Consider the following 22,179-nt stretch of genomic DNA (forward strand, 5'->3'; position numbering starts at 1 on the left):
CGTTCCACGGGTTCCGGTACGCGGAGGTCACGGGCTTTCCCGGGCAGCTCACCCCGGACGCGCTCGAGGCCGTCGTGGTCCACTCGGACATGCGGCGCACCGGGTGGTTCGAGTGCTCCGATCCGCTCGTGAACCATTTGGTGAGCAACTCGGTCTGGGGTCAGAAGGGCAACTTCCTCGACGTGCCGACCGACTGCCCCCAGCGCGACGAGCGACTCGGGTGGACCGGCGACATCGCCGCCTACGCCGCGACCGCGAGCTACCAGTTCGACACGAGCGACTTCCTGCACAAGTGGCTCCTCGACCTCGAGGTCGAGACGCGCGAGAACCCGAAGGGGTTCGTCCCGTTCGTCGTGCCCGACGTCCTCAAGCACGCGCACTTCCCGGCGGAGTTCGCCGAGATGGCGGAGCAGTGGGGCGGGGCGACGGCCGTGTGGGGCGACGCCTCGGTCTGGGTGCCGGAGGCGCTGTGGCACGCCTACGGCGACCGCGACCGGCTCGCGGCGCACTACCCCGGCATGGTCCTGCACCTCGAGTCCGTCGAGGCGGTGCTGTCCGAGTCGGGGCTGTGGGACACCGGCTTCCAGTTCGGCGACTGGCTCGACCCCGACGCGTCCCCGCACGACCCGGCCGGGGCCAAGGCGGACAAGGGCGTCGTCGCCACCGCCTGCCTGTACCGCTCGGCCTCCTTCGCAGCGTTCACCGCGCGCGAGCTCGGTCACGACGAGGACGCGGCCCGCTGGGAGGCCCTGGCGGCGCGGGTCCGCGAGGCGTTCAACGCCCACTACGTCCAGGCCGACGGGCGGATCACCTCCGACTGCGCGACGGTCTACGCCCTCGCGATCTGCTTCGGCCTGCTCGACGGCGACCGGCTCGCCGCCGCCGGCGACCGGCTGGCCCAGGTCGTCGCGGACCGCGACTACGTCGTCACGACCGGCTTCGCGGGCACCCCGTTCGTCACCTGGGCCCTGTCGGAGACCGGGCACGTCGACGCCGCCTACCGGCTCCTGCTCGAGAAGGCGTGCCCGAGCTGGCTCTACCCCGTGACGATGGGCGCCACCACGATCTGGGAGCGCTGGGACTCGATGCTCCCCGACGGCACCATCAATCCCGGCGAGATGACGAGCTTCAACCACTACGCCCTCGGCGCCGTCGCCGACTGGCTCTACCAGGTCGTCGCCGGCCTCCGCCCCGCCGCGCCCGGCTACGCGGGAGTCCTGTTCAAGCCCACCCCCGGGCCCGGCCTCGACTGGGCCAAGGCCACTCTCGACTCCCCGCACGGCCGGATCGAGTGCGGCTGGCGCCGGGAGGGCGACGGCTACGTCGTCGACGTCGAGACGCCCGCCGGTGTCCCGACCCGGCTCGTCCTGCCCGACGGCACCGAACACGCCTGGGGTGAGGGCGAGACGGACGGCGGCGCCCGGTCGTTCACGAGCGGCCCCGCCGCGCCGGCGGCCGTGAGCGGCTGAGGGGGCGACCCCCACGCGTGAGAGGGCCCCGCACCGGATCGCCGGTGCGGGGCCTGCGTCGGTCGCGGGCTCAGGAGCCGTCGTCGGCCAGGACGTCCGGGTCCCGGACGACGCGGGCGATCTCGTCGAGGGAGGCGTCGACCTCCGCGAACGCGGTCGTCCGGTTGAGGTGGCCGTGCACCATGCCCTCGCAGAGGCGGGTTCGCACGGGCCGTCCCGCCGCCCGCGCCGCTCGCGCGAACAGCTCCGCGCTCGTGCGCAGGTCGTCGTACTCGCAGGTGAGGACGAGGCTCGGGGGCAGGCCCGCGACCGCGGCCCGCGGCCCGGCGGGATCGAGGTCGACGAACGCGAACCGGCGATCGACGTCGGGGTCGGTACCGAGGTAGTTGCCGGTGATCATGGTGGTGTCCGTCGGCAGGAAGCGCAGCATCCGCGGCAGCTCCGCCATGCGGGCCTGCAGCTCGGGGTCGAGCTCCCACGCGGCGTGCGCGACGGGGTAGGCGAGCACGAGCGCGGCGGGGGCGGGGCCCCCGGACGCGACGAGCTCGCGCGCCGCCGACAGCGACAGCGCCCCGCCGGCGCTCGCACCACCGAGCACGATCCGGTCGGGGGCGATCCCCAGCTCCGCGGCCTGCTCGCGCGTCCACGTGAAGGCCCGCATCACCTGCCGGTGGGGAACGGGGAACGTCACCGCGGGGACGAGTGAGTAGTCGACCGACACGACGACCCCGCCGGTGCGGGCGACGATCTCGCGTGCGACACCGTCGGCCTCGGGCATGTCGAGGTCACCGCCCATGAACGCCCCGCCGTGCACCCACACGAGGCCGGGGCGGACGCCGCCCGATGCCGCGCCACCGTCCTCGGGCTCGTAGACCCGCACCCGGACGTCCCGCCCGGGCGCGGACAGCGTCACCTCTCGGGTGGCCGCGGCCGGGAGGGGCCGCCCACCGGGCGGCTCCTCCTCCCACGTCGCGAACGCGGCCCGCGCGGCCGGATCCTCGATCATCGTCCAGTCGAGCCCCGCGAGGGCGGGCAGCCGCTCGGCGAGGTGGGGGTGCAACGGCATGACGTCCTCCTGGGGTCGGGGTGGCCTCAGCCCTGCAGGGCGGCGCCGTTGGTGCGGGCGATCTCGCCGAGGCGGTAGGCGCTCGGTTTCGGGGTGCGCTGCTGCGTGGCGCGTTCGACCTCGATGAGCCCGAAGTGGGGACGGTAGCCGAAGACCCACTCGAAGTTGTCGAAGGCCGACCAGGCCGTGTACCCGCGCACGTCGATGCCGTCGGCGAGGCACTCCGCGACCGCCGACACGGCGGCGTCGAAGTAGGCCACGCGCTGGGTGTCGTCGTCGGTGGCGAGGCCGTTCTCGGTCACCCACACGGGCACCTGCGCGATGCGCCAGGCCTCGCGGACCGTCGTCTCGATGCCGCGGGGGTAGATCTCCTCGCCCATCGTGTTCACCACGGCGTCCTCGGGCGCGGGCGCGAGGCCGTCGGCGTCGAAGACGGTGCGACCGTACGTCTGGATCCCCACGACGTCGTCGCCGCGGGTGTCGAGCAGGAAGCGCTCGTTGACCGCCTCGCGCACGGCGTCGGCGCGACCCTCGCCGCCGGGCGCCGCCTGGATGTCGGAGTTCGCGAGCGTCCAGCCGACGAGCAGGTCGGGACGGTGGGCCTTGATGGCGTCGCGGCCGGCGTGGTGGGCGGCGAGCTTCGTGGCGTACCCCTCCTGCGACGCCGTGAACTGGAAGGGCGCCACCCGGCGCGGGTCGATGCCGAGGGCTTTGCCGGCGGCCACCCACATGGGGGCGTGCGCCCGGGCCTCGGGGGACCCGTCGACGACGCCCATCGCCGACAGGAGGAACGGCAGGTTCGGCTCGTTGAGCGTGAAGGCGGCGCCGAGGTGCTCGCCGAGGCGCTCGGTGACGACGTCGCAGTACCGGGCGAACCGATCCGGCGTCCCGGCGTCCTCCCAGCCGCCGGCCGCGAGCAGCCAGCGGGGCGAGACGAAGTGGTGGAAGGTGACCGCCGGCGTCACCCCGTTCGCCTCGCAGGCGAGCATCATCCGGCGGTAGTGCTCGATCGCGGCGGAGGAGAACCGGCCCGGCTCTGGCTCGATGCGCGCCCACTCGAGGGAGAAGCGGTAGGTGTCGAAGCCGAGGTCCGCGATGAGTGCGATGTCGTCGGCGAACCGGTGGTAGTGGTCGATGGCGTCGCCGGACGGCTCCGCGAAGATCGTCCCCTCGAGGTGCTCGAGGAACCACACGTCGCTGTTGACGTTGTCGCCCTCGACCTGGTGGCCGGCGGTGGCCACGCCCCAGCGGAAGCCGGTGGGGAAGACGGTCTGCGCGCCCGTGGCGGCCCGGGAGTCGGTGGTCGTCATGATGTCGATCCTTTCAGCGCACGCCGCGGACGCGGAACACGGTCAGGGCGCCGATGGCGCACAGGACGGCGGCGCCGCCCCAGAGGAGGAGGTAGTTGTGGCCGGCGCCCATCGCGAGCACCGCGGGGGCGAGCGCCGGGACGATGATGTTCGGCAGGCTGAGCGCGAGCTGGAACACGGCCATGTCCTTGCCGGCGTCGCGGGCGTCGGGCAGGACGGCGGCGCACAGGGCGAGGTCGACGGTGAGGTACATGGCCTGCCCCATCGCGAAGATCAGCCAGGCGACGAGGAACTGGGTGAAGGTTGTCGACGTGGCCGCGACGACGAGGGCGATCGCCATGAGGATCGCGGCGAGCGCGACGAACGGCTTGCGGCGGCCGAGCTTGTCCGACAGCCAGCCCGAGACGGTGAAGAAGAGGATGCTCACCGGAGCGCTCGCCAGCGACAGCGTGCCCGCGCTCGCGCCCGCCTGGGCGATGGGCAGGTTCAGGCCGTCCATGAGGTAGAAGATGAAGAAGGAGAACATCGCCGTCATCGCGATACCGGCGAGGAAGCGGGAGAACCACGCCCACGCGAAGTCGGGGTGGCGGCGGGGGCTGACGACCATCCCCGAGAACATGGCCCGCAGGTCCAGGGGCGGGACGTCGGCCGCCGCCTTGACCGGGTCCTTGTACATGACGAGCAGCGGGATCGTCGTGAGGGCCGCGAGCAGGACCGGCACGACCATGAGCGCGACCGGGATGCCGACGAGGGCCGCCGCGAGGTAGGAGCCCGCCGACATCGCGAGGGCACCGAACATGCCCATGAGGCCCATGACGCGGGCGCGCAGCCGGTCCGGCACCCCCTCGACGGGGATGACCGCGTAGGTGCTGAAGGCGTTCTGCGCGGCGACGATCCCGATGACGTAGGCGAACGTGATGAGGGCGAACGAGTCCGTCGAGCCGATGACGGCCATCGACAGGAGCGCGACGACCAGGCTGCCGAGGATCCACGGGCGGCGACGGCCGAAGCGGCTCGTCGTCCGGTCCGACAGGGCGCCGCCGAGGGGGATCGTCACGAGCATGACGAGCGCGCTCAGCGACACGGCGCGGCCGAAGACGGCCTCTTTCTGACCCGGGTCGATGGACGCGATGCGCAGCGACAGGGCCGTGTTGACCGTGAGCATCATGATGTACATCCCGAGCCCCGCGACGAGGACGAGGGCGACGGTGCGCCGCACGCTGCGGGGAGCCGCGGGGTCGACGTCGTGGTGGGCCTCGTCGCGCAGGGCGGTGGCGGGGCCGGCGGCCGTCCCCGGGGCCAGGTCGCCCGGTTCGGGGTCCCGTGGGGAGCGGGGTGGGAGTGCCGTCGTGTCGCTCATGGAAGGAGTCCTCGTCGCTGAGGTGCCCCGCGGGGCCGTCGCCGGGTGCCGCCCGGCCGGTTCGGCGCCGCCGCGGCGCCTGGGGTCGACCGTAGACGAACATCTTCCAGATTGGAATAAATTGAATCGATGAAACTCAAGAGGCGGGTCGGCCCGCTGGTAGCGTGAGCGCATGGCCGTGGCGACGTCGGGGGAGTCCGAGGAGTCCTCGGACGAGGGATCCGGGTCCGTCCGGACTCGGGCCGGGGGCCGCCGGGGGCCGTACGCCACGGGGGAGCGCACCCGGGCCGCCCTCGTCGAGACCGCTCTGCACCTCTTCGCCGAGCAGGGCTTCCAGCGCCTCTCGCTGCGGCAGATCGCGGAGCTGCTCGGGACGAGTCACACGGTGCTGCGCCACCACTTCGGCACCAAGGAGCACCTGCTCGCCGCCGTCCTCGAGTCGCGGACCGACGACGAGGCGCCGCAGCGCGACGACCTCGTCCGGCGAGACGGGTTCCTCGCCGCGCTCCCGCAGGTCCTGGCCTCCCACTCGCAGCGGCGCGGGGTGATCGGCCTCGACACGGTGATGCGGGTCGAGGCGCTCGACGCGTCCCACCCGGCGCACGACCTCGTCCGCCGGCAGGGGCGCGAGTTCCGCGAGCAGGTGACCGAGGCGCTGACCGCCGAGCGGGACGCGGGGCGCCTGCGCGCCGACCTCGACCCGGCGGCGCTCGCGCCGCTCGTGACGGCCCTGGTCAGCGGCCTGCAGACGGCGTGGCTCGAGGACCCGGAGCAGGACATGGCCGCGCACGCCCGGACGTTCGTCGACCTCCTGCGGGCGGATCCCGCCGAGGGGCCCGGCCGCCCGAGCGAGCAGAGGTGACCCGACCGTAGGCTCCGCGGCCCGGTCAGGGCCGGGGAGCGGGGCCCGTCGACTCGCGCACGACGAGCGTGGGCGAGAAGCGCACCTGCCGCGCGGCCGGCCGCCGGCCGGGCTCGGCGTCGAGCTGGGCGTAGAGGAGTTCGGCGCCGGCCTGGCCGATGGCGTGGGCGGGCTGACCGATCGACGTGAGCGGCACCGTCGTCGTGGAGGCGAACGCGATGTCGTCGAAGCCGACGATCGACAGGTCCTCGGGAATCCGCCGCCCCTCCGCCACGAGCGCGTTGAGGATGCCGATGGCGACGAGGTCGTTCGCCGCGAAGACGGCCGTCGGCCACGCCCCCGGGGCCAGCGCGGCGAGCCGGGCACCGATCTCCCGCCCGGCGCCCACGGTGAGCCCGGTCGTCGGCACGTGCTCGGTCCGGCCCCCGGCGGCCCGCATGCCGCCCGTGAACCCCGCGAGCCGGTCCTGCACCTGCTGCAGGCCCTCCGGGCCGCCGACGAACCACGTGTCGCGGTGCCCCAGTTCGGCGAGGTGCTCGGCCGCGAGTCGCCCACCCGCGACGTCGTCGACCGAGACGGACGAGACGGCGAAGGCGGGCAGGTGTCGGTCGAGGACGACGACCGGGATGTCGAGGCGCTCGAACCCGCTGAGATCGGGCAGCTCCCCGCGCGTGGGGGTGACGAGGACGCCGCGCACCCGCTGCTGCTCGAACAGCTCGAGGTAGCGGGCCTCGCGCCGGGGGTCCTCCGCGCTGTTGCCGAGCAGGACGGAATCGCCGAACCCCTCGACCGTGTCCTCGACCCCGCGGGCCAGGTCGGTGAAGAACGGGTTCCCGGCGTCGATGACGACGAGGCCGATGGCCCGGCTGGAGCCCGAGCGCAGGTGGCGGGCGGCCTCGTTGCGGACGAAGCCGAGCCGGTCGATGGCCGCGAGGACCCGGACCCGGGTCGCCTCCGCGACGACGTCGGGCCGGTTGAGGACGTTGGACACCGTGCCCACGGACACGCCCGCCGCCCGGGCCACGTCCTTGACGCTCGTCGTGCTCACCTGCTCATCACACCCTCATTGTCCCGCACGCCGGGCGGGGTCCGCTCGTGACCGGCGGCGACGGGCAAGGCCGCCGGCCTCGCCCGGGGCCCGCTCGCCGCCGACGCCGCCGCCGCCGACGTTCGCGGCTCGCGCTCTCGCGCGCGGCGGGCGCGCCCCGCGCCGTCCCATCCCGCGCCGGTCCATCCCGCGCCGGTCCCGCCCTGTCCGCGCCGCCCCGCGCCGGTCCCGCCCGTTCGGTCCGCCCGGTCCAGCCCCGTGCGGTCTACTCCGCGCCGTCCCGCCCGTCCGGTCCACCCCGCCGACCGGTGTCGATCGGCCCCTGGCAAGATCGGTAACGTTGTGGTTACCTAATCGGATGGATGTCTTCGAGGCGATCGCCGACCCCGTGCGGCGGGCCATCCTGACCCGGGTGGCGGCCGAGGGGCCGACGCGCGTCGTCGACCTCGCGGCCGACCACGACGTGTCGCGCCCCGCGGTCAGCCGCCACCTGCGCGTGCTCTCGGAGGCGGGGTTGCTCCGGGTCGAGGCCCGTGGCCGGGAGCGGCGCTATCGCCTCGCCGACGACGGCCTGGCGCCGGTCCGGGACTGGCTGTCCGGCCTGCGGACCGCGCGGCCCCCCATCGCCGCCGACCGACTCGACGCGCTCGACCTCGAGGTCAGGCGCACCACCCGCGAAAGCCGCCCGGTCGGCCGGGCCGGCACGAACCGACAGGAGCACAGCGCATGAGCGACGTCACCGCCCGCCGCGAACCCATCGACGGCGCCGAGCATCTCGCGTGGACCCGGACCTTCGCCGCGCCGATCGACGACGTGTGGGCCGCGGTCACCGAGCCCGAGCGGATGGAACGATGGATCGGGACCTGGGAGGGGGATCCCGCCTCCGGCCGGGTCACCTTCCGGATGACCGCCGAGGGCGAGGATGCGCCGCCGGAGCCGACCGTCATCGACGTCTGCGAGCCGCCGACCCGCCTCCGGGTACACATCGACGCCGACGGGCCGAGCTCGGCGTGGACCCTCGACCTCGCGCTGTCCGAGGAGCGCGGCGTCACGACCCTCCGCTTCGCCCAGCTGCTCACCGCCGACGTGCCCGTCGACATGGTCGGCCCGGGCTGGGAGTACTACCTCGACCGCCTCGCCGCGGTCTTCGGGGGCCGCGACGTCGCCGAGGTGGCCTGGAGCGACTACGAACCGCTCATGGCCGACTACTCCCGGCGGGTGGGCTGACGGACGCGCGCGGCTCGGAGCTGCCGGCCGGCCTATTCGTTGGGGGGGAGACCGGACCTCGGTTCGAACGGAGCAAAATGTGACCTGAATCACATTGCGGCGACCGCGCGAAGGAGGTTGCCGCCCAACGGGTTTCGACCGTTGCAAGGGGTGGTGAAACCTGTTGCAGCAGTGAGCGTTTCACCTGTGGATAAGGCGATCGTCGGATGCGTGTTCGATAGAATGGGGCATGACGTCGACCACCCTTCCCGAGTCGCCGGCCGTGCCGGCCGGGGATGGGTTGCGGGCGCAGATCGACGCGATTCTCGGGGTTTCCGGGGGCTTGTCCTCGGTAGCGAATGCCGAGCTGGCCCGGCTCGCGGCGTCGGCGGCTGAGCTGGTGGCCACAGCGTCGGCGGTGCAGGCGGCGGTCGTGTTGGAGGCGTCGACGCGGGGCGTGATCGCGGAGTCGGATCACCCCCGGACGCGGGCGTGGGTGGAGCAGTCCTGTCGTGACGCGGGGGTGCCGGTCGCGAAGGCCCAGGCGCGGAGTCTGCACGAGGTCGCGCAGACGTGCGTCGGGTACGACGTCGAGGCGTTGCGGGCTGCGGTGACCGAGGGCCGGGTCGGGATCGACCTGGCCGGGGTGGTGGCGAAGTCGTTCCGGCGGTTGAAGAGGGACATCGAGTACCCGAACTGGGACGCGCTGCTGCAGATCCTCATCGACCATGCGGCCGAGGGCGCGCCCGCGAAGGACTTCGCGGCGATCGAAGACCTGCTGATCGGTCAGTACGGGATCCCGGGCCGGCTGGACGACCAGCACGACCGGCAGCGGGACCGGCGCGAGCTGACCGGGTTCCACCGGGACCGGAACGGGATGCTGGTGGCGACGTTGCGGCTCGACCCCGCCTCGGAAGCCGTCTTCACGGCGGCGATCAACGCCTTGTCCGCGCCGATCACCGACGAACACGGCAACCTCGACCCCCGCTCGGCCGGCGCCCGCCGGGCGGACGCGCTGCTCGACATGGTCGCCGCGGCGACGGAGGCCGACCGGGATGTGCCGGGGTCGGGGACGAAGGCGAAGGTCGTCGTGGCGATCCCGCTCGAGACCCTCCTGTCCGGTCTCGAAGATGCCGCCGAGAAGGGGTGGGCGACGACGGGGTTCTCGCAGGCGCTGTCGCCGAGCGAGGCGCGGATCCTCGGCTGCGACGCCCAGATCATCCCCGCCGTCCTCGGAGCCAAGAGCGAACTCCTCGACCTCGGCCACGCGAAGCGCCTCATCACCCCAGCTCAGCGCCTCGCCCTTCAGCAGCGCGACGGCCGCTGCACCTTTCCCGGGCTGCACGATCCCGCCAGCCTGATGCGACGGGCACCACTTGATCTATTGGGCCCTGGGAGCGGCGAACGGAGGCGAGCTTGCGAGCCGCAGTGAGCGCGACAGAGGGATCGGCGGGCGAACGGCTATGACGAATCTGGCCTTGCTCTGTCGCCACCACCACACCGAAGTCCACCGACAACGACACCGCGGGAAAGTCACCCCCGAGGGAGTTCGATGGACCAGATCCGACGGCTCCCCGATCGGCAACGGCCCCCGCGTCACGTCCTTCTGAGCTGAGTGCCGCCCCTGGACGTCTGGGCCCGGGGGCGGCAGTAGGTGGGCCTTGACGCCGCTCGCCCGCGCCGATAGCGTGTCCTTGAAACGATTCATAACCCGACGCCACGGTCTCGCCGCCGACACCGAAGGATCGCCCCATGAGCGCCCAGCACGATCTGCCCCAGCCCGTCGCCGACCTCCTCGACCGCTCGAACCGGCTGGGCTCGCAGGCCCGCGTGACGAACTACGCCGGCGGCAACACCTCCGCCAAGGGCAGCGGGGTCGACCCGGCGACGGGCGAGGACGTCGACCTCCTGTGGGTCAAGGGCTCCGGCGGCGACCTCGGCACCCTCACGGCAGCGGGCCTCGCATGCCTGCGCCTGGACCGGATGCGCGCGCTCGTCGACGTGTACCCCGGCATCGAGCGCGAGGACGAGATGGTCGCGTCGTTCGACTACTGCCTGCACGGCAAGGGCGGCGCCGCGCCGAGCATCGACACGGCGATGCACGGGCTCGTCGACGCACCTCACGTCGACCACCTGCACCCCGACGCCGGCATCGCGCTCGCGACGAGCGCCGACGGCGAGCGGCTGACGAAGGAGATCTTCGGCGACACCGTCGCCTGGGTGCCGTGGCGACGACCGGGCTTCCAGCTCGGGCTCGACATCGCCGAGATCAAGCGCGCCCACCCCGACGCCATCGGCTGCGTCCTCGGCGGGCACGGCATCACCGCCTGGGGTGAGACCTCCGCGGAGGCCGAGGCGAACTCGATGGCGATCATCGACGGCGCCCAGGCCTACCTCGACTCCCACGGCGACCCCGAGCCGTTCGGGCCCGTCGTCCCCGGCCGCGAGGCGCTGCCGGAGGCCGAGCGTCGCGAGCGGGCCGCGGCGCTCTTCCCGCTGATCCGCGGGCTGGCCAGCATGGACAAGCCGCAGGTCGGGCACTTCACCGACTCCGAGGCGGTCCTCGACTTCGTCGCCCGCGAAAAGCTCGCGCCCCTGGCCGAGCTCGGCACCTCCTGCCCCGACCACTTCCTGCGCACCAAGGTGAAGCCGATGGTGCTCGACCTGCCGACGACCGCGACGATCGGGGAGTGCGAGGCGCGCCTGCGCGAGCTGCACGCCGCCTACCGCGAGGACTACGCCGGCTACTACGAGCGCAACGCCGAGCCCGACTCGCCCGCGATGCGCGGCGCCGACCCGGCGATCGTCCTCGTCCCCGGAGTCGGCATGTTCTCCTTCGGGGCGAACAAGCAGACGGCCCGGGTGGCGGGGGAGTTCTACGTCAACGCGATCAACGTCATGCGCGGCGCCGAGTCGGTCTCGACCTACGCGCCGATCGACGAGCACGAGAAGTTCCGCATCGAGTACTGGGCCCTCGAGGAGGCCAAGCTCGTGCGGATGCCCGAGCCGAAGCCGCTCGCGACGCGCGTCGCCCTCGTCACCGGGGCCGCGTCGGGCATCGGCCTGGCCACCGCGAAGCGGCTCGCCGCGGAGGGCGCCTGCGTCGTCATCGCCGACCTCGACCTCGCCAAGGCGCAGGTCGCCGCGGCGGACATCGGGTCGGCGGACGTCGCCATCGGGGTGGCCGCCGACGTCTCGAGCGAGGAGGCCGTCGTCGCCGCGGTCAAGGCCTCCGTGCTCGCCTTCGGCGGCGTCGACCTCGTCGTCAACAACGCCGGCCTCTCGCTGAGCAAGCCGCTCCTCGAGACGACCGTCGCCGACTGGGACCTGCAGCACGACGTCATGGCCAAGGGCAGCTTCCTCGTCTCCCGCGAGACGGCGAAGGTCATGAAGGCGCAGGAGATGGGCGGCGACATCGTCTACATCAGCAGCAAGAACTCCGTCTTCGCCGGCCCGAACAACATCGCCTACTCGGCGACGAAGGCCGACCAGGCCCACCAGGTGCGCCTCCTCGCCGCCGAGCTCGGTTGCGACGGCATCCGCGTCAACGGCGTCAACCCCGACGGGGTCGTCAAGGGGTCGGGCATCTTCTCCGGGGGCTGGGGCGCCTCCCGCGCCGCGGTCTACGGGGTCAAGGAGGAGGACCTCGGCGCCTTCTACGCCCAGCGCACCCTGCTCAAGCGCGAGGTGCTGCCCGAGAACATCGCCAACGCGGTCTTCGCGCTCGTCGGCGGGGACCTCTCGCACACGACGGGCCTGCACATTCCCGTCGACGCCGGCGTCGCGGCGGCGTTCCTGCGGTGAGCTAGAGCGCTTCGGTCGGGGTGGGACGGGCGGCGAGAGCGAGGCCGACGACGGCCACGCCCGCGGCGACCGCGCAGGTCAGGGCGGGCGAGACGGCGTAGAGCGGCAGGATGAGCGGCACGGCGGCGCCGCCGAGGAACTGGGCCGACAGCGTCATCGACATCGCCCCGCCGCTGTTGGCCGGGGTGCTCGCGAGCCCGAGGGTGTTCGTCAGCACCCTGGCCCCGGTGCCGGCGACGCCGGCGACGGCGATGGCGCCGACGAGGACCGCGATGCCGGGGGCGACGCCCACGCAGAGCACGGCCAGCGCCAGCACGGCCAGGGCGGTCGACCCGACCAGGCGCAGCCCGTAGCGGTCGGTCGCCGCTCCGGTGAGCCGACCGCTCGCCAGGCCGGCGAGGCCGAAGCACGCGACGAGCAGGCCGCGGGCGCCGGGCGACAGCCCGAACTCGTCGGCCGCGACGAGCGCCCCGACGACCATGAGCGCCGTCGAGGCGAACTGGGCGGTGAACGCGATGCCGCCCGCGCGGGCGAGCCGCAGGTTGGCCAGCGCCCGCCACTGCTCGCGCGTCACGGAGGCACGGCGCTCACCCGCGGCGCGTCCGCCGGGGGTGACGACCGCGAGGAGCAGGGCGGCGCCGGCGCTCGCGGCGAACGCGAGCCGATAATCCACCTCGGCCGCGAGGCCGCCGATGAGGGGCGCGAACGCCTGCCCGGCCGCCTGCATCCCGGCGTAGGTGCCGAGGGCGATGCCCCGCCGCCCGGGCGGGACGAGGTCGGCGATCATCGCGATGAGCAGCGGGGTCGTGAAGGCGTTGGCCGCACCCTGCAGCGCGCGTCCCGCGAGGAACGGCCCGGCGGAGGCGGCGAGAATGCACACGAGGGAGGCGAGGGCGTAGGCGAGGTACGCGCCGCGCACCGTCCGCGCCCGCCCCCACCGGCCGGCGACCGTGCCCGACACGAGCATGAGCCCCGCGAAGGGCACCATGTAGGCCGCGAGCGCCGACCCCATCGTCGCGACGTCCGAGCGCAGGCCGGTCGCGAGCTCGGGCAGGATCGTGTTGACCATCGCCCCGCCGAACGGCCCGAGGAACCCGCCGGCGTACAGCGGCCACAGCCGCGGCGCTCGGCCCGCAGGCTCGGGGCGGTCGGCTGCGGTCACCGGGACAGGCTAGGGCCCCCGGTATCGCGGGCCGGACGCGGTCGGGTGAGGATGTCGCTCGACGAGTCGTGACCCCACCGCTGCGCGGAGGCCGCCGATGCGGAACATCGCTCCACCGTCGACGCACGCTGCCCTGGGTTGCGTCGGGCTCGCCCCCCTGCCCCCGCTGCGCCTCGTCGGCGCCACCCTCGTGGCCGCCTCCTCGAGCTCCCTCGCCAGATCCCCGACGAGCACCTCGCCGAGGTCGATCCCGCCGCGCGACCCGCGCCGCCGCGGCGTCTCGTCCACCCCCCGTCCGAATCCGAGGAGAGAACCCGTGTCCCACCCCGCGACGACCCCGCAGACCACCCTGTCCCGGCACCCCGTCGACGTCCACCTCGGTCCGGACGACCTGCGCGAGACGATGCGCCGGGACGTGTCCGAGGGCCTGGGCGCCTCGCCGAGATCGGTGCCCTCCACCTACTTCTACGACGCTCGCGGGAGCGACCTCTTCGTCGACATCACGCGGCTCCCCGAGTACTAGCCGACGCGAGCGGAGGCGGCGATCCTGCACGCCCACGCGGACGACATCGCGGCGCGTTCGGGGGCCGACACGCTCGTCGAGCTCGGCTCGGGCGCGAGCGAGAAGACTCGGCTGCTGCTCGACGCGCTCGATCGGCGCGGTGCACTGCGTCGGTACGTCCCCTTCGACGTCAGCGTCGATGCGCTCCAGGGGGCGATGGCCGCGCTGGAGGCCGACTACCCGGGCCTGGCGATGCACGGCGTCGTCGGGGACTTCGAGCGACACCTGCACACCCTGCCGCAGGGCGGCACGCGCCTCGTCGCGTTCCTCGGCAGCACGATCGGCAACCTCGATCCGGACGGCCGCGCCGCCTTCTACGCCGAGTGGCGGGCAGGCCTGGTCGACGGCGACACGCTGTTGCTCGGCACCGACCTCGTCAAGGACGAGCGGCGACTCGTCGCCGCCTACGACGACGCGGCCGGCGTGACCGCCGAGTTCAACCGGAACGTCCTGCACGTGCTGCGCCGAGAGCTGGGCGCGCAGGTGGACCCGGACGACTTCGAGCACGTCGCCCTCTGGGACGCCGACGCCGAGCGGATCGAGATGCGCCTGCGCGCCCGGGTCGAGACCCGCTGCCTCATCGACGCACTCGGTCTGGACGTGACGTTCGCGGCGGGGGAGGAGCTCCGGACCGAGATCTTGACGAAGTTCCGACTCCCGGGGGCGGTGGCCGAGCTCGCCCACGCCGGGTTCGGCACGATCGGACAGTGGACCGATCCCGCCGGCGACGTCGCGCTCACCCTGGCGCAGGTCGACGGATAGGGGCACCGACCGGCCCACCGCACGACAGAGGCCGCACCCGGGACGGGTGCGGCCTCGGGCCGGATCGCGGCCGGCTCAGGCGTGCTGGGTGTGGCTCGGCTTGGGCCAGCGGCTCGTCGTCATGCCCTCGTCGGTGGCGCGCTGGATGGCCTCGCGGATGACCTGCTCGGCGTGCGCGCGGTTGGCCCAGTGGGCGCCCTCGACGGACTTGCCGGGCTCGAGGTCCTTGTACGTCTCGAAGAAGTGCTGGATCTCGAGGCGGTCGAACTCGCTGACGTCGTCGAGGTCCTGGATGTTCGTCACGCGCGGGTCGCTCGCGGGGACGCAGAGGATCTTGTCGTCACCGCCGGCCTCGTCGCGCATGTGGAACATGCCGATGGCGCGGCACATGATGAGCACCCCGGGGAACGCCGGCTGGTCGAGCAGGACGAGCGCGTCGAGCGGGTCCCCGTCCTCACCGAGCGTGTCCTCGATGTAGCCGTAGTCGGCGGGGTACTGGGTGGAGGTGAAGAGCATGCGGTCGAGGCGGATGCGGCCCGTCTCGTGGTCCACCTCGTACTTGTTCCGCTGACCCTTGGGGATCTCGATCGTCACGTCGAAGAACATCGGCGTGCTGGCCTCGTCGCTCGTCATGCCGGGTGGCCTCCTGTGTCGGATGAGAAGATACGGACGTACCGGTCGACGCTACTGGGTGCCGCGGCGCGGCATCGAGAATCGTCTGCTCGGAATCGTGGTGCTCGGCTCACAGCGTGACACGTGGGCGGGCCGGATGTCGCCTCGCCCACGGCGGTGACAGGCACGGGGGAGAACAAGGGAGGTCGCCGATGGCACGACCCTCGCGCGTCGTGGCGTCGGTGACGGCCGCCGCGCTCGTCGCTCTTGTGGGCTACGTGGCCCTCGACGCGGCCGACGTCGTCCCCGGTGTCGTCACCGCGGCCCCGGTTGCCACGCCGACCTCCACGACGACCTCCACGGCGAGCCCCGCGACGACACCGACCGGCGACGACGCCCCGCCCACGTCGTCTGCTGCCCCCACGGCCGACCCCGCGGTCGTCCCGACGAGCCCGCCGCTGCCGGGGCTGTCCCCCTCGGCGCCGATGCCGGACCCGGGCGTGCTCGCCGCCACCCTGACGCCGCTGCTGGCCGCCCCCGCCCTCGGCCCGGGCGCCTCGATCTCGGTGCGCGACGCCGCCACCGACACCCCGCTGCTCGGGGTGCGCGCGACGCGGCCGGGCGCGCCCGCCTCGAGCACGAAGGTCGTCACGGCGGCCGCGGTCGTCGCCGGGTCGTCCCCGACCGACCGGTTCACCACCCGCGTGGTCGAGGGGCCCGCGTCCGCCGGGAACCGGGTCGTCGTCCTCGTCGCCGGCGGCGACAACCTCCTCGCGACCGGGGCCGGCACGCCGGGGGCCGTGGCCGGCCGGGCCGGGCTCGCCGACCTCGCCGCCGGCGTCGCGCGATCGCTCCGTGCGGGCGACGGACCCGCGGGGCAGTCGTCACCCGCCGCCTCGCCGACCGCGTCGTCCTCGTCCACGCCCACGGCGCCGGCGCGGCGCGTCACCGTCGTCCTCGACGACCGCCACGCCCGCGGCCCCGCCCTCGCGCCGGGCTGGGCGCCGGGTGACGTGGCGGTCGGGATCACCGGCCCCGTCGCGATGCTCGGTCTCGCGACCGACCGGGCGATCCCCGGCCGCCCCGCGAGCGCCGACCCGGCGATGCGGGCCGCCGCGGCGTTCCGCGCGGCCCTGGCGGCGGCCCTCGCGCGTCACGGGGTCGCCGTCGCCCCCGCGGTTGCCCGCGGCGCGGCCCCGGCCGGGGCGGCCACGCTCGCCTCCGTCGACTCGGCCCCCGTCGTCGACGTCCTCGCGCTCGCCCTCGACGAGTCCGACAACGACCTCACCGAGTCGGTGGCCCGGTGGGCCTGCGCGCGGAACGGGGCGCCGGTGACGTTCGCCGGCTGCGCGGGGTGGGTGCGCTCCCGGGCGGTGGCGCTGGGGCTGCCGCAGGCCGGGCTGCGCCTGCTCGACACGAGCGGGCTGACCCGGGGAACGACCGTTCCCGCCGACACGCTCGCCCGCACGGTCACGCTCGCGACGACCGGGGCCGAGCCGAACCTCGCCCGGGTCCTCGCGCGCAGCCCGGTGGCCGGGCTGAGCGGCACCCTCGCCGACCGGTACCGCTCCGGCCCCTCGCGCGCCGGCGCCGGAGTCGTGCGCGCGAAGACCGGGACCCTGACCGGCGTGAGCACCCTGACGGGTACGGTCGTCAGCAAGGACGGTCGGCTGCTCGCGTTCTCGATCGTCGCCGACTCGGCCCCACCTTCGGGTACGCTCGCGGCCCGCGCGGCCCTCGACCGGGTCGCCACGACGCTCGCGGCCTGCGGCTGTCGGTCGGCGGGGTGAGCCCGGCCGACCATCCACCAGCACCGCCAGCCACCGCCGTCAGCGCCCCACCCCCCGCGCCGCGGCCGAGAGGACGACATGACCCGCACTCCGCAGCCGACCGCCGCCGGCGGCCCGACCTCCCTCGTCGACTGGGCCTTCGCGAAGTCGGCGGCGCGCCGGGTCACCCCCGCCGGGCCGGCCGTCGATCCGGCCCAGGCCCGGGAGGTCGTCGCCGCCCTCAAGCGGGCCGCGCTCGATGCGCGGGGTCCCGTGGCCGAGACCGCCCGGCTGCAGACACCGCCGGAGGCGCCCTCGGCCCTCGTCGTCGACCGGCCCACGTGGATCGACGTCAACGTCGACTCGTTCGCGACGATCATCGACCCCGCCCTGAGCGCGGCCATCGAGCGCCAGAACAGCCGCACGGGCGCGCGCCCCATGTCTCCGCTCGTCGCCCGCGTCGGCGGGAAGCTCACGGGGACCGAACTCGCCGGGCTCCTCTCGTTCGTCTCGACGAAGGTCCTCGGCCAGTACGAGCTCGCGCCCGGCCGACCGGCCGGCTCGGCGCGCCTGCTGCTCGTCGCTCCGAACGTGCTCGCCGCCGAGCGGGAGCTGGGCGTCGACCCCGACGACTTCCGCCTCTGGGTCTGCCTGCACGAGGAGACCCACCGGGTCCAGTTCACGGCCGTGCCGTGGCTGCGCGACCACATGGTCGAGGCCAGTCGCTCCACCGCGCGTGACCTCGCGCCCGAAGCCGACCTCCTGCTCGATCGCCTCAAGCACGCGGCCGGCCACGTCGGCGACGTGCTGCGCCCCGGCGGGAACGGCCTCGCCGAGCTCTTCCTCACCCCCGAACAGCGGGACCGGCTCGCCCGGGTCACCGCCACGATGGCCCTCCTCGAGGGGCACGCCGACGTGATCATGGACGACGTCGGCCCGAAGATCGTGCCGAGCGTCGCCCACATCCGCGCCGTGTTCGACCGGCGCCGCGAGGGCCTCGGCATGCTCGACGTCACCCTGCGCCGCCTGCTCGGACTCGAGGCCAAGATGGCGCAGTACCGCGACGGCGCCGCGTTCGTGCGCACCGTCGTCGACCGGGTCGGCATCGACGGGTTCAACGCCGTGTGGACCTCGCCCGACACGCTCCCGACGCCCGACGAGATCACCGACCCCGCCGCCTGGGTGGCCCGGGTCCACGGCTGAGGCGCGGCCCGTGCCCGGCCCGCCGCCCGCGGTGGCCGCCGTCCGCGTCGCCGTCCGCGCCGCGTTGCGCGCGTGCGCCGCGGGGGATCGCGGCGAGGCTGTCCCGGCCGCGGCCTCCGCCGTCGGCGGTACGTCGGGCAGCGTCGTCCCGGCCGATCCCTCCGGCGCGTCCGGTGCGCCGCTCGCGCTCGTCGCCTGCAGCGGCGGCCCGGACTCGCTCGCGCTCGCGGCCGGCGCGGCGTTCGAGGCGCCGCGGGCCGGGTGGCGCGCCGGGGCCGTCGTCGTCGACCACGGCCTCCAGGACGGGTCGGGGGCCGTGGCCGAGGCCGCGGCCACGGCGTGTGCCGCCCTCGGCCTCGATCCCGTCCTCGTCGAGGCCGTCGACGTGGGCGCCGGGGGGCGGGGGCCGGAGGCCGCGGCGCGGAGCGCCCGGTATGCCGCGCTCGACGCCGCCGCGCGGCAGACCGGGGCCCGCGTCGTCCTGCTCGGGCACACCCTCGACGACCAGGCCGAACAGGTGCTGCTCGGGCTGGCCCGCGGATCCGGCGCCCGCTCGCTGGGCGGGATGGCCCCCCGACGCGGCCGCTACCTCCGTCCTCTGCTCGCCCTTCGTCGGGCCGAGACTCGAGCCGCGTGCGCCGAGGCCGGCCTCACCCCGTGGCGCGACCCGCACAACGACGACCCCGCGTTCACGCGCGTACGGGCGCGCCGCGCCCTCGCGGCCCTGGAGGACGACCTCGGGCCCGGCCTGAGCGCGGCGCTCGCCCGGAGCGCCGATCTGCTGCGCGACGACGCCGACCTCCTCGACGACCTCGCCTCCGCGGCCCGCGCAGACCTCGGGCCCGCTCCCTGGCCCGCCGCGCGGCTGGCGGAGCTGCCGCGCGCGATCCGCGGGCGCCTGTGGCGCCGGCTCGCGTTCGAGGCCGGCTGCCCGCCCGGGGACGTGAGCGCGGAGCACGTCGCGGCGCTCGACGCGCTCGTCACCCGCTACCGCGGGCAGGGGCCCGTCGCCCTCCCCGGCAGCGCACGCGGCACGCGGCGCGCGGGCGGCGTGACGATCACCGGCCCGGGTCGGGTTGAATGGGCGCCATGAGCGTGGCGCCGCCGAGGCCGGCGACGCGGCGCTCGCGCAGACCACGGTGATCCCGCCCGAGAGCGGGCACCGACGACCGCCAACCGCAAGGAGTGGGACGTGGACGCAGAGCACATGGGGGCCGACCTCGAGAAGGTCCTCCTCACGCAGGAGCAGATCCATGCCCGGCTGGAGGAGATGGCGACCCAGGTGTGGTCGGACTACGAGGGCAAGGACCTGCTGCTCGTCGGGGTGCTCAAGGGCGCCGTCGTCGTCGTCGCCGACCTCATGCGCGCCCTGCCGGGCTCGGCCCCGATGGACTGGATGGCGATCTCGTCCTACGGCTCCGGGACGAAGAGCTCGGGCGTCGTGCGCATCCTCAAGGACCTCGACACCGACATCACCGGCAAGGACGTCCTCATCGTCGAGGACATCGTCGACTCCGGACTCACGCTGAGCTGGATCAAGGCCAACCTCGCCTCCCGCAAGGCCGCGTCGGTCGAGATCCTCACCCTCCTGCGCAAGCCCGACGCCGCGAAGGTCGACGTCGACGTCCGCTACGTCGGCTTCGACATCCCCAACGAGTTCGTCGTCGGCTACGGCCTCGACTACGCCGAGCGCTATCGCAACCTGCGCTGCGTCGGCACCCTCGCGCCGCACGTCTACTCCTGACCCGGCTGCACGGCCCCGCCACGGGCATCCGAGGCATCCCGGGAACGCCCCAGGAACACGGCGGTGACGGTGCACGTTGGCGGAGAGCGAAGGAGTGGGCCCGCATGGCGGGCCGCCTCGGGCGCCGCGCCGGTGCCCCGCAGAACGATCGACGACTAGAAGGGACGGGGCCGTCGGCCCTCAGGCATCCATGAAAGCCAAGCGCATCATCCGGCAGCCCCTCCTGTGGGCTGTCGTCCTCATCGTCACCCTGCTGGTCGCGCTGCAGTTCACCGGCTCCTCCGACTACCAGAAGGTCGACACGTCGCAGGCCGTCAAGCTCATCGACGAGGGCAAGGTCAAGGAGGCCACGTTCGTCGACGGCGACCGGGTCAACCTCGAGCTGACCGCGGCCCAGGACGTCGGCGAGGTGAAGAACGCGAGCAAGGTGTACGCGCTCTACGTCCCCGAGCGCGGCTCCTCCCTCGTGCAGGCCGTCTCGGCCAAGAACCCGCAGGCGGTGTACGACGACCAGCCGCCGCAGTCGAGCTGGCTCGGCGCGCTCGTCCTCAACCTGCTCCCGCTGCTGCTGTTCATCGGCATCTTCTGGTTCATCCTCAGCCAGTCCCAGGGTGGCGGCGGCAAGGTCATGCAGTTCGGCAAGTCCAAGGCGAAGCTCGCCACGAAGGACATGCCCAAGGTCAACTTCTCGGACGTCGCCGGCGCCGACGAGGCGGTCGAGGAGCTCACCGAGATCCGCGAGTTCCTCTCCGAGCCGACCAAGTTCCTCGAGGTCGGCGCGAAGATCCCCAAGGGCGTCCTGCTGTACGGCCCGCCCGGGACGGGTAAGACGCTGCTCGCGCGGGCGGTGGCCGGCGAGGCGGGCGTCCCCTTCTACTCCATCTCGGGTTCCGACTTCGTCGAGATGTTCGTCGGCGTCGGCGCGTCCCGCGTGCGCGACCTGTTCGAGCAGGCGAAGCAGAACAGCCCCGCGATCGTCTTCGTCGACGAGATCGATGCCGTGGGTCGCCACCGCGGCGCCGGCATGGGCGGCGGGCACGACGAGCGCGAGCAGACGCTCAACCAGCTCCTCGTCGAGATGGACGGGTTCGACCCCAAGACGAACGTCATCCTCATCGCGGCGACGAACCGCCCCGACATCCTCGACCCGGCCCTGCTGCGCCCCGGCCGTTTCGACCGCCAGATCGCCGTCGAGGCCCCCGACATGATCGGCCGCCACCGCATCCTCGAGGTGCACGGCCGCGGCAAGCCGCTCGCCGACGGCGTCGACCTGCTCTCGGTCGCCCGACGCACCCCCGGCTTCACCGGCGCCGACCTCGCCAACGTCCTCAACGAGGCCGCGCTGCTCACGGCCCGCAGCAACGCGCAGCTCATCGACGACCGCGCGCTCGACGAGGCCATCGACCGCGTCGTCGCCGGCCCGCAGAAGCGCACGCGCATCATGAGCGCCAAGGAGAAAAAGATCACCGCCTACCATGAGGGCGGCCACGCCCTCGTCGCCGCGGCGATGAACCACACCGACCCGGTCAGCAAGATCACGATCCTGCCCCGCGGCCGCGCTCTCGGCTACACGATGGTCCTGCCGGCCGACGACAAGTACTCGACGACGCGCAACGAGATGCTCGACCAGCTCGCCTACGCGCTCGGCGGGCGGGTGGCCGAGGAGATGATCTTCCACGACCCCACCTCGGGCGCCGCCAACGACATCGAGAAGGCGACGGGGCTGGCCCGCAAGATGGTCACCCAGTTCGGCATGAGCGAGCGCGTCGGCGCGGTCAAGCTCGGCGCCGACTCCGGGGAGCCGTTCATGGGCCGCGACATGGGCCACGGGCGCGACTACTCCGAGGGTCTCGCGGCGGTCGTCGACGAGGAGGTGCGCCGCTTCATCGAGGCCGCCCACGACGAGGCGTGGCACGCCCTCAACGACAACCGCGACGTCCTCGACCGGCTCGTCCTCGAGCTCCTCGAGAAGGAGACCCTCGGCGCCCAAGCACTGGTCGAGATCTTCGCCGACGTCGTCAAGCGGCCTCGCCGCCCCGTGTGGCTGAGCAGCGACGGCCGCAACGTCAGCGACCGCGGCCCGGTCCTCACGCCGGCCGAGCGTCGGGCGCTGAACGAGGGCCAGGACCCGTTCGCCGACGACGACGAGCACCCGCTGCAGGAGATCGTCGAGGTGCCCGGGGACGGTCGTGTCGAGTCCTGACGCGGACCCGGACCGGGGTCCGGAGGGTCAGGGACCC

At 73.8% G+C, this 22,179-nt stretch carries 17 protein-coding genes and 1 pseudogene; 12 read left to right on the forward strand and 6 right to left on the reverse strand.

What is annotated here, in order from left to right:
* Positions 1–1,469, forward strand: a 1,469-nt coding sequence (locus ICW24_RS14610; protein ID WP_307781355.1) for an alpha-L-rhamnosidase-related protein, incomplete at its 5' end; no start/stop codon positions are given.
* Positions 1,470–1,539: 70 nt separating this feature from the next.
* Here ICW24_RS14610 and ICW24_RS14615 read toward each other — a convergent pair.
* Genes ICW24_RS14615 through ICW24_RS14625 form a run of 3 tightly spaced genes read right to left on the reverse strand, consistent with a single transcriptional unit; the run spans position 1,540 to position 5,205 of the window.
* Positions 1,540–2,535, reverse strand: coding sequence for an alpha/beta hydrolase (locus ICW24_RS14615; RefSeq protein ID WP_226346459.1), 996 nt, complete (start codon positions 2,533–2,535; stop codon positions 1,540–1,542).
* Positions 2,536–2,561: 26 nt separating this feature from the next.
* Positions 2,562–3,845 carry a glycoside hydrolase family 1 protein gene (locus ICW24_RS14620; protein ID WP_226346460.1) on the reverse strand — a complete coding sequence of 428 codons (1,284 nt, stop codon included), beginning with the start codon at positions 3,843–3,845 and terminating at the stop codon, positions 2,562–2,564.
* Between the two features lie 13 nt (positions 3,846–3,858).
* Positions 3,859–5,205, reverse strand: coding sequence for an MFS transporter (locus ICW24_RS14625; protein WP_226346461.1), 1,347 nt, complete (start codon positions 5,203–5,205; stop codon positions 3,859–3,861).
* 172 nt (positions 5,206–5,377) lie between these two features.
* On the opposite strand from ICW24_RS14625, the gene ICW24_RS14630 reads away from it, so the two are divergent.
* Positions 5,378–6,067, forward strand: coding sequence for a TetR/AcrR family transcriptional regulator (locus tag ICW24_RS14630; protein ID WP_226346462.1), 690 nt, complete (start codon positions 5,378–5,380; stop codon positions 6,065–6,067).
* A 25-nt stretch (positions 6,068–6,092) separates the two neighbouring features.
* On the opposite strand, the gene ICW24_RS14635 is transcribed toward ICW24_RS14630, so the two are convergent.
* Positions 6,093–7,115, reverse strand: coding sequence for a LacI family DNA-binding transcriptional regulator (locus ICW24_RS14635; protein ID WP_226346463.1), 1,023 nt, complete (start codon positions 7,113–7,115; stop codon positions 6,093–6,095).
* A 358-nt stretch (positions 7,116–7,473) separates the two neighbouring features.
* On the opposite strand from ICW24_RS14635, the gene ICW24_RS14640 reads away from it, so the two are divergent.
* The 4 genes from ICW24_RS14640 (at position 7,474) to ICW24_RS14655 (ending at position 12,125) form a co-directional block, all read left to right on the forward strand.
* Positions 7,474–7,845, forward strand: a complete 372-nt coding sequence (locus tag ICW24_RS14640) for an ArsR/SmtB family transcription factor (RefSeq protein ID WP_226346464.1) — start codon at positions 7,474–7,476, stop codon at positions 7,843–7,845.
* Complete coding sequence (locus tag ICW24_RS14645) at positions 7,842–8,342, forward strand: SRPBCC domain-containing protein (protein ID WP_226346465.1); 501 nt, start codon at positions 7,842–7,844, stop codon at positions 8,340–8,342. The genes ICW24_RS14640 and ICW24_RS14645 overlap by 4 nt, the downstream gene beginning before the upstream one ends.
* 229 nt (positions 8,343–8,571) lie before the next feature.
* Complete coding sequence (locus tag ICW24_RS14650) at positions 8,572–9,753, forward strand: DUF222 domain-containing protein (protein ID WP_226346466.1); 1,182 nt, start codon at positions 8,572–8,574, stop codon at positions 9,751–9,753.
* A gap of 320 nt (positions 9,754–10,073) precedes the next feature.
* Positions 10,074–12,125, forward strand: coding sequence for a bifunctional aldolase/short-chain dehydrogenase (locus ICW24_RS14655; protein WP_226346467.1), 2,052 nt, complete (start codon positions 10,074–10,076; stop codon positions 12,123–12,125).
* 1 nt (position 12,126) lies between these two features.
* Here ICW24_RS14655 and ICW24_RS14660 read toward each other — a convergent pair whose 3' ends face one another.
* Positions 12,127–13,287, reverse strand: a complete 1,161-nt coding sequence (locus tag ICW24_RS14660) for an MFS transporter (protein WP_226346468.1) — start codon at positions 13,285–13,287, stop codon at positions 12,127–12,129.
* A gap of 403 nt (positions 13,288–13,690) precedes the next feature.
* Between ICW24_RS14660 and egtD the strand changes: the two are divergent.
* Positions 13,691–14,611: pseudogene (gene egtD / locus ICW24_RS14665) on the forward strand (L-histidine N(alpha)-methyltransferase).
* A gap of 75 nt (positions 14,612–14,686) precedes the next feature.
* Here egtD and ICW24_RS14670 read toward each other — a convergent pair.
* Entirely contained in the window at positions 14,687–15,217 is a 531-nt protein-coding gene (locus ICW24_RS14670) for an inorganic diphosphatase (RefSeq protein WP_226346643.1), read from the reverse strand.
* Between the two features lie 218 nt (positions 15,218–15,435).
* On the opposite strand from ICW24_RS14670, the gene ICW24_RS14675 reads away from it, so the two are divergent.
* The 5 genes from ICW24_RS14675 (at position 15,436) to ftsH (ending at position 22,142) form a co-directional block, all read left to right on the forward strand.
* Complete coding sequence (locus tag ICW24_RS14675; RefSeq protein WP_226346469.1) at positions 15,436–17,013, forward strand: D-alanyl-D-alanine carboxypeptidase; 1,578 nt, start codon at positions 15,436–15,438, stop codon at positions 17,011–17,013.
* 78 nt (positions 17,014–17,091) lie between these two features.
* Positions 17,092–18,195 (forward strand): Rv3626c family coenzyme F420 biosynthesis-associated protein, encoded by a 1,104-nt coding sequence (locus tag ICW24_RS14680; RefSeq protein WP_226346470.1) that lies wholly within the window; start codon positions 17,092–17,094, stop codon positions 18,193–18,195.
* Between the two features lie 10 nt (positions 18,196–18,205).
* Positions 18,206–19,288 (forward strand): tRNA lysidine(34) synthetase TilS, encoded by a 1,083-nt coding sequence (gene tilS, locus ICW24_RS14685; protein ID WP_226346471.1) that lies wholly within the window; start codon positions 18,206–18,208, stop codon positions 19,286–19,288.
* 99 nt (positions 19,289–19,387) lie between these two features.
* Positions 19,388–19,939 carry a hypoxanthine phosphoribosyltransferase gene (gene hpt / locus ICW24_RS14690; RefSeq protein WP_226346472.1) on the forward strand — a complete coding sequence of 184 codons (552 nt, stop codon included), beginning with the start codon at positions 19,388–19,390 and terminating at the stop codon, positions 19,937–19,939.
* A gap of 190 nt (positions 19,940–20,129) precedes the next feature.
* Positions 20,130–22,142 carry an ATP-dependent zinc metalloprotease FtsH gene (gene ftsH / locus ICW24_RS14695; RefSeq protein WP_226346473.1) on the forward strand — a complete coding sequence of 671 codons (2,013 nt, stop codon included), beginning with the start codon at positions 20,130–20,132 and terminating at the stop codon, positions 22,140–22,142.
* Positions 22,143–22,179: the final 37 nt, after the last annotated feature.

Source organism: Agilicoccus flavus, assembly GCF_014857905.1.
In the GTDB taxonomy this organism is placed as follows: domain Bacteria; phylum Actinomycetota; class Actinomycetes; order Actinomycetales; family Dermatophilaceae; genus Agilicoccus; species Agilicoccus flavus.

Coding starts and splice junctions, on each gene's coding strand:
- ICW24_RS14615 (WP_226346459.1), bottom strand. CDS start 2,535: ATGCCGTTGCACCCCCACCTCGCCGAGCGGCTGCCCGCCCTCGCGGGG.
- ICW24_RS14620 (WP_226346460.1), bottom strand. CDS start 3,845: ATGACGACCACCGACTCCCGGGCCGCCACGGGCGCGCAGACCGTCTTC.
- ICW24_RS14625 (WP_226346461.1), bottom strand. CDS start 5,205: ATGAGCGACACGACGGCACTCCCACCCCGCTCCCCACGGGACCCCGAA.
- ICW24_RS14630 (WP_226346462.1), top strand. CDS start 5,378: ATGGCCGTGGCGACGTCGGGGGAGTCCGAGGAGTCCTCGGACGAGGGA.
- ICW24_RS14640 (WP_226346464.1), top strand. CDS start 7,474: ATGGATGTCTTCGAGGCGATCGCCGACCCCGTGCGGCGGGCCATCCTG.
- ICW24_RS14645 (WP_226346465.1), top strand. CDS start 7,842: ATGAGCGACGTCACCGCCCGCCGCGAACCCATCGACGGCGCCGAGCAT.
- ICW24_RS14650 (WP_226346466.1), top strand. CDS start 8,572: ATGACGTCGACCACCCTTCCCGAGTCGCCGGCCGTGCCGGCCGGGGAT.
- ICW24_RS14655 (WP_226346467.1), top strand. CDS start 10,074: ATGAGCGCCCAGCACGATCTGCCCCAGCCCGTCGCCGACCTCCTCGAC.
- ICW24_RS14670 (WP_226346643.1), bottom strand. CDS start 15,217: ATGTTCTTCGACGTGACGATCGAGATCCCCAAGGGTCAGCGGAACAAG.
- ICW24_RS14675 (WP_226346469.1), top strand. CDS start 15,436: ATGGCACGACCCTCGCGCGTCGTGGCGTCGGTGACGGCCGCCGCGCTC.
- ICW24_RS14680 (WP_226346470.1), top strand. CDS start 17,092: ATGACCCGCACTCCGCAGCCGACCGCCGCCGGCGGCCCGACCTCCCTC.
- ftsH (WP_226346473.1), top strand. CDS start 20,130: ATGAAAGCCAAGCGCATCATCCGGCAGCCCCTCCTGTGGGCTGTCGTC.